This is a genomic window from Salinivibrio sp. IB872 (genome assembly GCF_001995345.1).
Taxonomy (GTDB): Bacteria; Pseudomonadota; Gammaproteobacteria; order Enterobacterales; family Vibrionaceae; genus Salinivibrio; species Salinivibrio proteolyticus.
Genome location: NZ_MUFO01000012.1, coordinates 94,327 through 110,462 on the forward strand (window position 1 = coordinate 94,327; position 16,136 = coordinate 110,462).

The 16,136-nt window shown below is 45.9% G+C and carries 8 protein-coding genes and 2 pseudogenes; all 10 read right to left on the minus strand.

The annotated features are described in order from the left end of the window. Positions 1–93: 93 nt before the first annotated feature. The 10 genes and pseudogenes from BZJ18_RS07200 to BZJ18_RS07250 all read right to left on the minus strand — a co-directional run bounded on the left by BZJ18_RS07200 (position 94) and on the right by BZJ18_RS07250 (position 16,001). Positions 94–3,309 carry a response regulator gene (locus BZJ18_RS07200; protein ID WP_077455908.1) on the minus strand — a complete coding sequence of 1,072 codons (3,216 nt, stop codon included), beginning with the start codon at positions 3,307–3,309 and terminating at the stop codon, positions 94–96. Further along, complete coding sequence (locus BZJ18_RS07205) at positions 3,306–6,164, minus strand: PAS domain-containing protein (RefSeq protein ID WP_077455909.1); 2,859 nt, start codon at positions 6,162–6,164, stop codon at positions 3,306–3,308. The genes BZJ18_RS07200 and BZJ18_RS07205 overlap by 4 nt, the downstream gene beginning before the upstream one ends. A 24-nt stretch (positions 6,165–6,188) precedes the next feature. After that, entirely contained in the window at positions 6,189–7,838 is a 1,650-nt protein-coding gene (locus BZJ18_RS07210; protein ID WP_077455910.1) for a diguanylate cyclase, read from the minus strand. After that, positions 7,828–8,220, minus strand: a complete 393-nt coding sequence (locus BZJ18_RS07215) for a response regulator (RefSeq protein ID WP_077455924.1) — start codon at positions 8,218–8,220, stop codon at positions 7,828–7,830. Before BZJ18_RS07215 ends, BZJ18_RS07210 begins: the two co-directional genes overlap by 11 nt. 427 nt (positions 8,221–8,647) lie before the next feature. Continuing rightward, complete coding sequence (locus tag BZJ18_RS07225; RefSeq protein WP_077455911.1) at positions 8,648–9,463, minus strand: arylamine N-acetyltransferase family protein; 816 nt, start codon at positions 9,461–9,463, stop codon at positions 8,648–8,650. 60 nt (positions 9,464–9,523) lie between these two features. Continuing rightward, positions 9,524–9,847 (minus strand): annotated as a pseudogene (locus tag BZJ18_RS07230) (LysE family translocator); the annotation flags it as partial. A 233-nt stretch (positions 9,848–10,080) separates the two neighbouring features. Beyond that, the gene (locus BZJ18_RS07235) at positions 10,081–10,803 is read right to left on the minus strand and encodes an AbiU2 domain-containing protein (RefSeq protein ID WP_077455912.1); all 723 of its coding nucleotides are present in this window, start codon (positions 10,801–10,803) and stop codon (positions 10,081–10,083) included. Positions 10,804–11,197: 394 nt separating this feature from the next. Beyond that, a pseudogene (locus BZJ18_RS17555) lies at positions 11,198–11,293 on the minus strand (RidA family protein); the annotation flags it as partial. A gap of 8 nt (positions 11,294–11,301) precedes the next feature. Beyond that, the gene (locus tag BZJ18_RS07245; RefSeq protein ID WP_077455914.1) at positions 11,302–14,124 is read right to left on the minus strand and encodes a DEAD/DEAH box helicase; all 2,823 of its coding nucleotides are present in this window, start codon (positions 14,122–14,124) and stop codon (positions 11,302–11,304) included. An 80-nt stretch (positions 14,125–14,204) separates the two neighbouring features. Next, positions 14,205–16,001, minus strand: coding sequence for a tetratricopeptide repeat protein (locus BZJ18_RS07250; RefSeq protein ID WP_131825270.1), 1,797 nt, complete (start codon positions 15,999–16,001; stop codon positions 14,205–14,207). Positions 16,002–16,136: the final 135 nt, after the last annotated feature.

Here is a 16,136-nt window from a genome sequence, read left to right on the forward strand (position 1 = left end):
GCTTTTTTTGTTTGTAGCCACATTTTCATGCACCATTGGACACAATCATGCTGGTGCACACCGGGTGTTTCAGTCACGTTGACAAATTCTCTGTTAGCGCACAGGTTCATCGCTTGAGCACAAGCGCTGACGCCTAACGCGCTTGCCGATGACATCAACTAACTTGCCCGTTGTCAGTCGTCTTTTCAGTAACACATCATGCACGATACCGTAACGAGCAGCGCTTACCTCTTCCCCTGTTAGCACAATGATCGACGCTGTCGGCTGTGTCTCTTTAATCTGCGGGATTAAATTCCAACCAACACCGTCGGGTAAGCCAATATCCAGCAAGATCGCATCATACGTGTGTTGCGCTATCAACGATTGAGCTTGGTCCAGTGTGAGCGAATGATCGATGGTCATATAATCACTGATCATCGCCTGAACGATTCGATGTAAATCCATATCATCTTCAACATGCAAAATTTTTGCATGTGTCGCATTCAGCAACTGTTGTTGTACCAAGCTGATAAGTTGTTTGTGCTCGATGGGTTTGGCTAACCACTCAATATTTTCAACGTCACCATTGAGCGCTAAACGCCCCTGCTCCATTTTTGCAGACACCACGACGATTGGAATATCAGCCGTTTCAGCATGCTGTCTTATACGGCGAATAATATCGAGCCCATCAATATCGGGCAGCATTAAATCGAGACTGATTAAATCATAATGCTTCGCTTCTAACGCGCTTAACGCTGTCATGCCATCGTGACTGATCTCAACCCGATATCCCGAATCTTCCAGCATCATTCTTAACAGGCTGGCGACGTCGGGATCATCCTCTACGATCAGGATATTATACAAAGCATCCATATCTGAATCTGGCTTATCACCAACACTCGAATCAGTCAGCCTATCCTGAACAGTCGGTTTCATTTTCGCCGTTTCATACACAGGCAGCTGAAAGTAAAAACGTGACCCTTTGCCTTCTGTTGATTCAACGTGGATCGTTCCATTCATATTCTCAATGAGTTCACGAGTAATCGCTAACCCCAGCCCCGTACCGCCTTTTTGACGAGTATCTGTGCTGTCAGCTTGTGCAAACTTCTCAAACAGCTTAGGTCGGAAGTCTTCAGCAATCCCACAACCTTGGTCAATGACACTGACGATAATTTGCTTTTCATTCACTGCGGAATCGATGATGACCGTGGCTCCATCAGGCGAGAACTTGATCGCATTAGATAGCAGATTAGCCATGACTTGCTTCAGCCTTTGTTTATCTACCCGAACCTCAACATCAGCGGTTTCACTGTTCAAGACAATACCGACTTGTCGCTCTGCACCGTATGCTTTATTTTCTTCTAAACATTGCTCAAGGATGGGATCAATGGATTGAACTTGCATATCAAAATACAACTGGCCGGCCGCTATTTTTTCGATATCGAGTAAATCGTTGATCAACAAGGTTAACCGCTCGCTATTACGATGTGCGGTGTCCAGAATTTTTTGAGCTTTATCAGGGATCTCACCCAGGCGTCCACTTCGTACCAAACTCAGTGCCCCGGACACCGAGGTGAGTGGCGTGCGTAACTCATGACTAACCGTGGAAATGAATTCATTCTTCATTTTCTCATGGCGTTTACGTTCGGTGATATCTTGAGCAATACCGAGGAAACCGGTAATCGTTTGACGATCGTCGTATATCGCCGTCACTGTCAACGTAACGGGAATATAATGGCCTTGTTTGTGGATGTAACACCATTCACGCGTTTCTGCGCCCTCTAACACCGGAATCGCCACGAAGGTACCGAACCCGGTTATCGGACGATTCAACTGGTCCGTTAACGTCTGAGCTCTTTCTTCCACCTCTTCAGGCACATGAAACAGTGCAGGGCTAACTTTATCGACGACCTCTGAGGACTGATAACCAAGTAGTCTTTCAGCGCCGGTGTTGAATAAAGTAATTATGCCTCTCGTATCCGTCGCGATAATCGCAACCTCAGTCGAGGCGGCCAATATATTACTTAATAGATCGGAAGTGCTTGCCAATTCACGGGTACGATCCTGTACCTCTTGCTTCAAGTTTGCCCGTGCCTTTTCTAATTCACGGAAGTTATCGCTAAGCGCATGGCTCATATCTTGCAGCGATGTCGACAAAACAGCATATTCCGCTACTCGGCTTTGAGGCAGCACAACACTCAATTGATAGCGTATTTTTTCAGGTAGATGACGGCTTGCCCTATCGAGTCGTGATAGAGGCTGAATCAGGATTCGGCTCAACGAAAAGGCCGCGAGTATACTCAAAAAAGCAATACCCGATAGCACCGTAAAACTTTGATTACGCATATTTTCAATGTTTTTTATCAGTGGTGCTGCGGGCCGCTCTACAAGTAATGCGGACACGTTGGGCCGGTCTGCTATTGGTAATTGATACTGATAAAAACCCGCTTTCCAGCGGTTAACCAAATTATCCCCGGATTTCGGCAACCAAATAGACAGGTTATCGGCACTGGTTAGCGGCCGGACTCCCCCTGGTAAACCAGAGTGTAAATCACCGACCTGCACTGTCGGTGTTCCCTCGCGATTTAATATCGCCACACCAGACGTACCTTGAGACAGTGACGGCCGTAATGATCTCTTTTGACTATCAAACGAGCGATCGGATTGCTGGTTGAGCCGAGCCACGGCACCCTCGGCAACCCGCTTAAGTTCGTCAGCGATCCGTTGCTCGTTTTTTATTATATTATGTTGGTTGTTGATAATGATGGGTGTCATCCCCGCGATAAGGGTCAGGCACAACAGGGCATCAAAAAGCAGCTCCTGGAGCCGTACCTTTGCCGGTAACCACTTGATAGTGCCATTCTGGAAATACCAAATCAGCAGTTTCACCAATAGCCCTGCAATAAGCGCGTTGAATACGCCGTTCAACGCTTGCTTCAGAGCAATCATGATAGCGGAACTGGCCTCCATCCCGATGACTATGACGTCGAGTGGCATCAGCACTATCGGACTCACCACTACCCAAAAAGCGAGATCCGCGAGTACCAAGTTTTTTACGCCGCGGCGATACAATAAACTGACTGCAAACGCTTCCAATGTCAGTGTCAGCATCGCGTAAGGGTGACCCCAAAGTATCCAGGTATAAGAACCGCCAGCTAGCGCCACGAACACGGCTGGCCATAGCCCGATCAATCTTATGGCCAGCATGACAGCCACCGAGCCAAAGATTAAATGCACGCCGAAAAACAAAGGCAAGTTAATCATGTTACCAACGACAGCAATAAGGGCCAGTAACAGCGTTGCCATCACCTGTTTAGCAACTACGCTCATTGTGCAACCTGCAACTGAATAAAAAACAACGCCCCACCGCCCTCAGCATCGCGGTAACCCACATCGCCACCCATCTGTTGGCAGATTTCCCGAGTAATAGCCAGCCCTAGCCCTGTACCAGGTAACTTTCGATTATCACTGCTGTCAGCCTGACTAAAACGTTGGAACAGTCGGTTTTGAAATTCCTTGTCCACGCCGGATCCGTAATCTCGGATGCTAATTTCAACGTCTTTACGGCTTTTTGTAACAGATACGTCCACCTGCCCTTCTTCAGGGGAGAATTTGATCGCATTGGACAGTAAATTGGTTAATGCTTGAATCAATCTTGCACCATCAACATTGACCATTACTGTCGGCCAGTGATTTGGGGTGTGAATTCGTATCTGGTTTTGGTGCTGATAGGGTTTAACAGACTCTATCGCGTCATCCAATAGCGGACCAAGCTCTTGTTTTTTTAATTGAATGAGCATTTTTCCTGCGACAAGCTTTTCCATATCTAACAAATCGTTTATCAGTAGGCTTAAACGTGTTGCATTCCGTTCAGCCGTATGCAATAGCTGATTCGCCTTCGGCGGTAAATCTCCAGTTGCACCGCCATTCAATAGCCCTAACGCGCCTTTGATCGACGTTAATGGTGTGCGCAGTTCATGGCTGACGGTGGCAATAAATTCATCTTTCATTTTGTCGAGTTTTTTACGCTCAGTAATGTCTTCGACAAGCGACCAGATCACCTTTCTTCCGTCCAACTCTGTGCTCAGCATGCCTTGTAGACGCACTGGATAACGACTGCCATCTTTACGGATGTACTCTTTTTCAAACGGCCCATAGCGACCTGTGTTCTGCATACTTGCCAGCGCTTTTTGCTCCTCTGGCTCATATTCTTTAGGCGTGACATCCCAATAACTGAGGGAAACGAATTCTTCGCGGGTGTAACCCGTGGGGGCAATCAAAGCATCATTGAGATCAAGAAACTGTCCGGTGGCAAAATCGTTCAAAGCGATACCAATAGGGGAAAAGTCAAACAAGCTACGCAATCTCGCCTCGCTCTGCTCCAAAGCTAAACGCGCCTGATGCTGTTCGTGAACATCCTGCAAATAACCATGCCACAAAACACTGCCGTCAATCATTTTTTCTGGCCGCGCCTCACCCGAAATCCAACGGTACCCCTTTTCTGGACAATCACTCTGGTAGGTCGCTTGCCAATATTCTAACGTGTCTGCCGAATGCTCAATGGATTGCTGGATAGCTTCGATATCACCAGGATGGATACGTTCAAACGCTGGCGTGGCGTCTTCAGCGGCCTGCTCTGGTGTAATGCCGTACAAAGATTCTATTTGAGGGGAGCTATAGGGAAAAACCATCCGTCCATCGGGAAAGCGACGGAATTGGTACAGCGTTCCCGGTAGCAATGCCGCTAATTTGGTCAGCCGTTGCTGGCTCAGATTTTGGGTCAGTACATCAGATAACCAGTTGCCCAATAGACGCAGAAATAGCTTTTCACCATCATTGTAACCTTCCGAACGCGCACGAGAAGACGACACGTTCAATGTGCCCCAAGGGCGACCATAGACATAGATAACCACACCTGCATAACTACCTAACGGTGCCACTTCATAGCAAGGATGTTGGCGGAACTCCGGACGGCAGGTGTCGGCGATAAACTGTTCCGTCTCCGAGGTACGGGAATTATCTGACATGAGCAGCTGGCACCACGTATCTTTTAACGCAAACTGCTGTCCTGCATCAATGACCGAGTCTGGAGGTCCGACTATCCAGTTAACTATATACACATCGTCTTTGATTTCACTGACAATCGCCAGTTCAGCCCGCAAATACTGCTTGGCTTCTTCCAAAGCATGATTAATTCTATCATCCAAGCTACTATGGCTTGAAAAGGCGATGTCGGTGAGTACGGTTAACGCCTGATGATGCCGCTCTAGCTGCGTCAAGGCATTGCGCTCTCGAGTAATATCGATAATAAACCCTTCAAGCACCTGTGGATGCCTAGGGTCTGTGTCAATACATTTACCCCGTTCCTCCACCCAACGATAACCCAGTGTACGATGCCGAACACGGTACTCAATATGCCATTCTTCATTATTGGCCATCGCGTTAGTAACAGCTTCATCAACCAATGAAACATCATCAGGATGAATGAGATCCGTATAACAAACTCGTTTATTATTTATCAAATCCTCGGCGGTATAACCACTGATAGTGTCAACTTGATTACTGATGTAAAGCATGGTCCAACTTTCATCTGGCAAACAACGAAACGTAATGCCAGGTATGTTATTAACCAACGATTTCATTTCATCGTGGCTAGCCTGCAGTTGTTGCTGCAACGCCGTTGACTCACGTCGCTGATAGGTATCGGTCCAAATCAGATCCTCCACCATGCCAGCAAGGTTCTTTAGTTGTGCCACGTTCTGTTCACTAAAGTGCCTGGGTTGGTCATCGATCAGGCATAGCGTGCCCAGCCGATAACCCTCACTATTATGAATCGGCATACCTGCATAAAACCGAATATCTGGCGCACCGCAGACGAGCGGATTATCACAAAAACGCGTGTCATCTAGCGCGTTTTCAATAATTAATGGTTCACTACCCAGAATGGCATGCCCACAAAAAGAGATATCTCTTGGGGTTTCAGTGGCATCTAATCCCTGACGAGATTTAAAGTACTGTCGCTCCCGATCGACCAGTGATACCACGGCGATAGGCACAGAAAACAAGTCAAGGCACAAGCGAGTAATGCGATCAAAGCGTGGGTCAGCACCACTGTTAAGCAGCTCCGTTTCGTCTAACGCCTGTTGACGCTGCACTTCGTTGTCTGGAACAGGTGGCGTTCGCATACAAAAGCTCCCGTGTATTCGCGGTTAAGAAGTAATGACTGCTTGTACCACACAATTTCGACCATCATGTTTGGCGCGGTATAAGGCTTTATCAGCGAGTGTCAATAGGGATTCACTTGTTTCTGCCGGAAAACGCTGATTATCGGCAATACCGGCGGAAAGCGTGCAGGAAAAAGGTGTATCATTTGCTTTAAACTTAACCGCTGCAAAGTCTTCGCGTAACTGGTTCACCAGTTTCTCTGCTTGGTGCATATCGCAATCGGGTAATACGAGTGCAAATTCTTCTCCGCCGTAACGGCCAAGCTTATCCGTATTTCTAAAGTGCTGACGTACCAGCGTGCCAATTGCCGCAATCACTTGATCGCCAATAGCATGACCGTAGGTGTCGTTGACGCTTTTAAAATGATCGATATCTAACATGACTACGCTAAACACTTGCGACCGACGCTGTGCCAATTGCCATTGCTTTTGCAACGCGTCTTTGATGCTCGCGTGCTTCAACAGACCCGTGAGGCTATCCTGGTGCTGGGTACGATTGAAAGTCCGAAGGCGCTGGACCCTCCGCTGACAAAGGCGCACCAAAAGCTCTTTATCCACTGGTACCTGAAGAATGGCATCGCCGTCGATCAGCAATGATTGATGACGCAAATCTGCATTAGGGTCGCGAGAAAGGAAAATAATCGGCAGATGTGCCCAGTGTTCTGTCTGCGCCAACAAAGTGGCCAATTCCGCACCGGTAACCTCAGATAGCCAGACGCCAATGAGAATAACTTCAGGATTGAACTCACTGATACACTCAAAAATTTGCTCGGGGTTAGGTACTACCTCGATGCTCATGTTTGCGTTTTCTAAAACAGATTGGCATTGCGAGACTAAAGCAGCGTCTTGATCAATAATCATAACTCGCCCAGGTTCTGTATCACTGTGCGAGAGCATATACGCAAACTTCGACGCGAGTGTAGCCATGTCCAACGGCTTGATATAATAACCTGAGCCTCCTGCACGCAATGCTTGCAGCCTGGCTTTATAACTTTCTTCCGCGCCAATGAAGAAAATTGGGCATTTGAAGTCCCGCAGCTTGATCTTCCACAAATCCGCTAAATCGGTATCAGATACGTCGTCCTGAATAGCGTGATGGTCAATAAGTAATAAGTCAGGTGCGTGTTTAGTCAATTGTTTTAGTTCGTTCGCATCCTTTATCCAGTACACCTGAAAACCAAAACGAGCAAACTGGGATTGGGCGTATTTCGCCAAAATATTGTCGCGCTCGACCAATCCGATAATAGGCGCCCCTTCCATGACCGGTTGCTGAATTGTTGTGGTGCTCTCATTTACTGAGAGACTGTCTTTGTTGTGCGCTGACTCCAGCGCCTTAATCCAATCGTCAGGTAAACTGGCTTGCCGTTCAACTTGAGATAAGCGGTTGGCAACTTGTTGCTCGAACTGGCGAGCTGCCTCCCCAAGACTAGGAAAGCCAAATGTTCCCGCCGCGCCTGCTATCGTGTGCAGACCCGCATGCAACGCTTTTAAGGTTTCCTGATCATCATGGCCTGATACTATCTTTTCATTGATGGCATGGAGCTGCTTAAATTCAGACGATAACCTTTTTGCATACGCTTCTTTTAGCTTCTCAAGGCGCTTTTCGGTGTCATTATTCTTTTTGTTATCGTCCATCGAATTCGTCCCAAAATGCCTTAATTTCGTCAGCCAATGTCATAGGGTCAAAGGGCTTAGAAATAACCTGACTCACGCCTAACGCTTTATAGCGGGCCACTTCTTCTGGATGAACTTTCGCGGTCATAAAAAGAACCAGTACCGAGTCATCAACGAACCCTCGTTCCCGCATCGCAGTGAGAGTTTCGGGACCATCCATATTCGGCATCATGACGTCGAGCAGTATGATTTGCGGCTTAAAGTCTTCTACTTCCTGCAAGGCTCGCTCACCCGACTCACAGGTTTTGAGGGTGAGTCCTCCCACATCCTCTAATGCGAGGGTAGCAATTTCGCGTATATCAGGGTCATCCTCGACATATAAAACTTTATCTAAAACAGACACATACATTCCTTACTCATTCACTCAACGGTGTACAATCACCCGCTCGCTATTGTCAGCTAGCTCAGCTTTCTCTTTAAATTTTAGTCAGTTGTATTGTTAGCGTAGTGTATATTGCTAACGTGTGATGAGAGAGATTGATAATTATCGCGCGCCAAACATAATGCACAGCCCAGAGAACAACGCAATCAACAACAGCAGCCAATATATGCCTGTGACAGCCACCATTCATAATGGCCCCAGAGCACTTTCACCACCTGTTCATCCTCGAGGACTTGGTAGACCAAGCGATGCTGAATAGTAATACGGCGTGAATAGGCACCGCTGATCACTGGCAAGCTTTCAAATGATGGAAGTTTACGGTAGCGGTGTCTTTAATCAGTGCTAACCAACACCTCATCGCATTCATCCGTCGCGAACATCCGCTCACTCAAACCGCCGCGTTGGCCGTCACCTTTGCAAACGCAGTTTCCAACACTGCTTTGGGCGGTTGCAATAAAAACACCTCCTGAACCAACTGGGTTAATGCCTCGACGCTATCGATGTTTTTATCGGTGACAAGTTGCCCTGCCGCATCCCACACCAAAAACTGCTGATTACGAATCAAATAGCGGTGTGACGCGGTGATCAACGACACCACGAGATTATTGACGAAAATGGCTTCGGGGTGTTGATGAGAATAGAAATGCGCCACTTCAAAGTCGGCTTCTACTACGTCATAAAGCTCAACCTCATACAGCGTTAATGGTGGTTGGCCGGGCTCGTATAATACCACCATCACCACATCGCCATTGCGTGTGATTTGATAGGTATCGTGCCCGATGGTGCAGGTGCGCTGGTTGATATTGAGTAAGCCGCGCGGGGTTTTATTGCCAAAACCAACGTCCACTAGATAAGTCTCGCCATCGAGCTCAAGCACATTCATACGGTGGGTGCGTGGATTGGTAGGTTTACCATTGAGCATCACCCGCGCCAGCACACTGCGCACCTCAAACCCCAAATGTTTCAGGGCAAGGTAGGCAATTTTATTGTGCTCAAAGCAATAGCCGCCTTGTCGGTTCACCACCAACCGTTCAAACAAGACATCCGTCTGTAAAGAAAGCGACTGCCCTGCCAAGGCATTAAGGCTAGAAAACGCATACCGTGCCAAGTGCTTTTCAATAAGCTCAGTAACCAGTGCCACGCCCTTCGCCTCACTCAACGCGAGGCGATGTAAATACTCTTCAATCATGGGTGCTGATGTCATCGTCGACTCCTTATGTGAATGGCACCAGATTAACCCCTCAAGTTGGGTTGAGGTAAAGCCTCACGCAGGATTGCGACTAAAAGCAGAGCGCAGCAATCCTAACCCTGCCAGCGCAAAGATCCCAGATACGACGCGCTCAATCCAATGCGCCACTTTTTGGTAGACGTTCATCACGCCGTTGATTGAAAACAAGAGGGAGTACATCCCATTCACCAAAAAGCCGACCAGCATACAAGTCAGCACCGCAGCGACAAGAAATAGCCCATCGCTGCTTGAGCCCATTCCAACCGACAAAGCCGCCATCCAAGCCACCACGGTTTTAGGATTAGAGGAATTTAGAACCACGCCACGAACAAACCATTTTCGGTATCCCACTTCTTGGCTATCGTTTGTAGAGACAGTCGCGGCGGCGTTAAAGGATGATTTTTCTCCCCTTACTCATGGCGACGGTTGCATTGGAGATATTCGCCGGCCCCGGGGAGACCGCAACAACAAAAAATGCGAACCCGATTGAAACGAGTGATAAAACGTCAGTCATCCTTGCTCCCTATTATCTATGTTGTGTTTAGAGTGGTTTTTCCATCGGCACGCAGTCTAAACCGCATTGTTAGGCAATGCTATTTCGCCCAAAACTCTTTGGCAACGATTTCATGATGCTCCATTGAGTGTTTACTATCAAAGTGAGACTTAGTAAACAGGCTATACAATGGAAAAATGATATCATGCGACATTTCAATAATATCTTTTGCGTCAGAGTAAACTAAATCGAAGTCATTGGCTTCGAACAATCTTCGCCCCGCACCTTCAACAGATCGAAACTCTTTATGGGATATCATTTTATTTCGAGCGTTATTTACACGTGAACCAATTTCAGATGTAAGCAGTGCTTCATAATTCGTAGTTGCTTGCTCAAGCAGTTTCTCAAACCAAATAGCCTTCGACTTGCTATCCTCCGCACGGAAGTGATTTTTTGTTTCCTCGGACAAACTTCCGTCAAATGAAAAGATTTCCTTTTGGCTTGTGTCACAAAACCATTTTCTTAATTGAGTTAAAAATTTTTCATCTTTAAGGGTCTTTAGAACATTATGAATGCTTGCTACTTTTTCGTGTGTGTCGAATAAGATTGCACGCATTTCTGACAACACGTACATATATAACGAAAATCGAATACTGCTGGCCCCACTTGCTGCGTACGAACCATCCCAACGAGCAAGCAAACCAGGATTGTTTAATAATTGTCCGAACAACTTCTGACTTTGATCAGCTTGAAAGTAGGTGTTTACGATACTAGAAAGTATCATCTCATTTTTTTCTATTCGATTCTGTATTTTTCTGTTCATATTCTCTCTGTTTTCCTAACGCCCGAATTTTCGGCTGATTTGGAGCGCAGCGAATAACCAACCCGACAACATGCGCTTGTTATGTTTTTGTTAGTTTAAGTCCATGCTTATCCTCTAGATATTTAAGGACTTTATGTAGAGCCCTAACTCGTTCCCACGCTCCTGCKTGGGAATGTATAAAGATTTTGAATCATAGGCAGAGTTCGCCACAAAATCACCGATCTGCACTTGACCTCTGTTCTAACACTAGCGGACAGCGTCAATATCTGTAGCGAACAGCCAGTTCAATGCCCTAGGCAGCATAATGTTATACTAGGTACGGTGCTATTTGCGTTTGCATGATAGCAAGAGCTAGATATGCGTTCCCACGCAGGAGCGTGGGAACGAGATATAATGCTATGACAGCCTCGATTTCTATTTGTAAATCCGAATGAATGAGTTTGAAACCTTCTACCAATGTGCATGCAGGTAAATTTACTTCATAGAAATCAAGATGATTTAAAGATCGTTGGTAAATACGGCCCCTGCTATCGGATACACGCCCTGTGGATGGAGTAACTGGTTTGATTTGTCCTTTAACATATCCGCGCATTTGGCCTCGTTAGTGACAAAAAACTCCTTTAATTGTGGGAAGCAGTTTTCTCTCACGTCGGGGATTTCGGTACTGAGCCAGTGTGAGAATGCCTGAGAATTTAGTACGATCTGTTTTTCACGCACTTGAACAGCTACTAGCTCTTGTCGCTGCCGCATACCCTGGGCATTTTGCCACCTTAAATACGAGCAAATCACAGCGCCTTCGAGCGATTCTCCCCCTGCCACAGATGCTGTTAACCCGCCAAACTCGTAAGACTTCGCTTTCGAGAGCAAGAACTTGAAGATGAAGTTATCTAAATCCATCATCTCACATGCCTCTCTCTGACTGTGCAGCATACGATCAAAAGTCACTTCCCAACGAGTTCGTCTAACACCCAGCTCCATAGCTACTTCATCGGGAAGCCGTATTTGCCAAATGAGATCTTTGTGGGTTTTGTCGACGACTTCGATATCTAGTAATTTGAACATGCCTGCAACGAAAGATTTGACGTGCTCAGATGTGATATTTAGTTCATCTTTAGCCTCATTGGGATCAAAGCCAGCTGCGTATTCGAAGAGTTCACGTTGCTTACTGGCCGCATTTTTAGCTTTCTCCAAAGCCTCTTCAATGCGTTCTCTGGTGCGTGTAATTCCCTCGCTTGTCGCCTCTTGGAGGATGCCTTCCACATCGACTAAGTCAGCAACCTCACCCATAATGTCTTCGCCGAGCCGTTCATTGAATTCACCACTGACGGATGCGAGGTCGCCAACAACCTGGTCAATACGCTCATGCATAAGCTCGATAATCTGATCATCCATTGAATCGGGCGAATAAAGATTAAACACAACTACTCGATGTTTCTGTCCATAGCGGTACAGCCGGCCAATACGCTGAACAAGTCGCATAGGGTTCCATGGCAGGTCATAATTGACCATGATATGGCACTTATCCTGTAAGTTGATACCCTCACCACCGGCTTCCGTCGATATTAGAAACTGTCCACTTTCTTCGAAATTTCGTATTGCTGTCTTGCGTTCCCGATGCTTCATCGAACCATTGATTAGATCAACGCTGCCGATGCCAAATTGCTTTTCTAATGCTTCTTTTAAGTACTCTTGAGTAGACCGATATTCCGTAAAGATAAGCACTTTCTCAGAGTTATGACTGTCGAGGATCGATGGTATCAATTCATTTAAGAACTTTTTCAACTTAGGATCATGCTTAAGCACTTGTTCACTCTCGGCGATCAACACTTCAAGCTGCTCCAATTCACCTTCAAAGAATTCTTTACCACGAATCACTTCTAACTGATGCTCTTCAACTTCACCCACATAGCGCTCATCCTGTCCTTCTAGACTATGTGACACAACTGATTCCGCTTTCTGTAATAAGCGCAATTTGCGGTTGTGAAGGGCCCTATTAATGGCTCTGGCACTTGACGCGGCTAATTTGCGATACACGGTCATAACAAACCCAATCGCATTACCGGTCTGTCCCATTTCACTGGCAGTCAGATATCCTCGGCGAAGGTAAGACTGAAGAGATTTATCAAATTCTTTCATTGCCTCATCCTGAGACACTCTTATGGCCCTCGTAGTTTTACCTTTGAAAATGAAATTCCCTTCTAAATCGGTCACATCGGATTTGTTATTACGGATCATCATTTCCGAGAGAATTTCAGGGTTGAGCGCTAATGTTTGGATCTCTTCCTTACACTCTGGGTTAAGCAGCATTAACAAGCTTTGGAACTTATCAGGTTTCCCCTGATGCGGCGTTGCACTCAGTAGCACCATAGCTTTGGTCTTTGCTCTCAGATAATTTGCTAGCTGAAATCGCTGTGATGCATCAAACTTAAGGCCGTATTGTCGTCTACTTAAACGATGGGCTTCGTCAAAGATGACCAAGTCCCAATTGTCAGCTCGCAACAGTGTTTCCATATGACTCTCATCCTTAAAGCGGTCAATCGAGCCGATGACATGCTTGTACATGCCCCATTCGCGATCTTCCTCAATATGGAAATTTTCCCCGTAGATCCGGAACTCACTCAAACCAAATTTATTGTGGAGTTCTTCCTTCCATTGAGCAGTTAATCCAGCAGGTGTTATTAACAACACTCGTTCGGCTTGCCCTCTTTGTTTAAGGGCCTTGAGTAGCAGACCTGTTTCAATTGTTTTACCGAGGCCGACATCATCAGCAATCAACCAATTGAGGTGGCCTGACGCGAGAATATGGTGAACCAAGTGGACTTGATGCGGCAAAGGATCGATATCCAATCGCGATAATGAACCGGTGTTTTCATTCCAGTTTTCAATCGCATGGGCAAGTACTTTCAACCTAAATTTCTGCGGTGAAGTTTCATCACCAAAATCATTGGTACAGAAACGGTGTTTTACTCCTTTTACCCAAGCGAGTCTCTCAAACGGCAGCCAGCGGGTTTCTCCTCTATCAGAAAAATCAACCAATACCTGATGATATCCTGCAACTTCCCGCGTCTTGAGCACTATTCCCTCGCCCAGAGACTTTTCTGCCTTTGATATGGGAACATGTTTCACTTCCATACCAACCATAAAGCCAGAGGTGACTGATTCCAAACGAACAATCGGTGAGCACTGTGAGCAGTCTTTCCAATTCACTTTTAACGTCATGCCATCGACGCCCTCCATGACGTTTAGCACCATGCCTACACCAAATCTCTCGTGTTTTACCCAACACCGGTTGACTGGTTTCAGACGTTTTTGATCTCGCATTATTCGGCCTTTCCTTTACCTGATTTATCAGTAGCTCTGAGCGGTGCCAAAATGAATCCATTGATTTACAGTTCAATGGCTTAACAGCTTCTGGTTGTATATTTAGATACCAAATCAATCCCTAGGGCATTTAGTTTCATCATCGGATTGCTAAGTTCGTGAGAAAAGCATTGTGCATCAAGCCCGTCCTGTTCATCTGGCAAACCAAAACCATGGTGGGTGCTAATTTCATTTCGGCTGTTTAATCGATATAAAAACAAGTATTTATTAAATGCGGGGAAGCAAGATCGTAACACTCGATTGTGATACCACCGGTCGAACTCGCGTTCTAAAAAGTCATAAATTTCATCTAACGTAGGCAGTTGTTCAAATAGCCGTATCAAATGAAGTGCTTGTTTCCAGCTACAGTGTCGGTAAGTAGCATCTGTACTTTCTCCCGGCGCCCGTACTTTGGAAAATGTGATCCAGTACCTCGATGAGTCCTGCCACAGCTTTTTGACGGCAAAAGCCAACTCTAATTCTGCTACTGTCGTGCCTGATTGCACTTCTCGCGCTAACGCTATTTTCGCGCTACTCCAACCCAGCGTAGAGAAAACTTCGATTACAAAAGGTAATTGCTTGGCGTGCCAATCAAACTCCATAATACAATCTGCCGCAACAATTCGCGCCCGCTCCTCTCTGCTTAACTTATTATCGAGAAACGCAGTATTCTCAGTACTTTCCTCTTGCAACTCTTCACTTTCATCATCCCAGAAGTCATAAAGTGCCGCTTCATTGTCATCAAAAGCAAAACTTTCATTCCCATCATCAAGGTCAAATAGCGCAGGTCCAAAACTGCTTTCTTCCGCACCCTCAGTGTCTTGCTCGTCCACATATACAGAGAGAAAGTCAAAATCATCCTCGTCCAATTTAAGTTCATTTATGTCAATGGCCTCAGTATATAGCGTTGGACTAACGGATTCAGTGTATGATTCCTGATTCTCATCATTGGCATTTAAGATGTCACTGGCTTGCGATTCTGCTATCACCATTTTCGGCGTTGCCGAATTCCATTCTACCGCTTTTTGCTTCGCACCATCAGTGCCTCGCTCATTCTCTTCTGTATTACTAAGTGGACTTGAAGCCGGTTTTTCTGTTCCTGATTTATAGATAATTGTGACATCAGGCGTTTTACATTCCCGCTCATTCTTAAAAGTCGGCTTGAGGCTAAGCGTTCTTCGCTTATTATGCTTTTTTTCAGAATCATCCGCAGCTAACGATATCGATGATTTTTCGGTTACTGCATGATTGTCATCTACTTGAGCTTTATGACATTTGGAATAGTCATCCGTGGCTTTCTGTTGATTGTCATAGGTACTCTGCGTCTCGGATAGCGGCTGTGTGCCTTGTATTTCAGCTTCTTCTCTTTCTCGCGAGAATGTTTGCTCAACGCTTTCACGCGATTTGTATAGGATGTTAACCTTATTCAATTCTGTTTTCGTTTGTTCTTGTGCGCTACTTTTTAGTCTTAGCCTTGACTTAGATATCAATGGTTGTAAAACCTTTGGTTGGTCGAAATGATATTCTTCTTCACTCAGTTTACGGGACTGTTCCTCTAAAAATGCGAAGTCATTATTATCGGGAAAATCGGAGTTCACACCCATTTTGAGAGTATTCGCAAATAGTGATTCTTGGGTCTGTCTGGCTTCTACCAGTTCCCCTACTCGAATATACAGTTCACTCAACACCTTCCGGATCTTTTCAGAATGAGAGTGACTGACCAGCGCTTGCTCGAGCAGCGCTATAGCGTTTTTTAGCTCGCCCTTGGCAACAAGGTTAGATACTCGCCTAATTGTTTCTCCTTCACTTAGAGAATTATCCCAACCGTACTCAGGCATAGTAAGCACCTGAAGCTAGGTTAAATGAATACGTTTTTTCTCCTTCGATATTCTTCATAACAACCATATGACGCCCTTTCCCATAATGATTTATGTGCTCACAAATTATTGTTTTGGTGACAAGCTAATATCTGA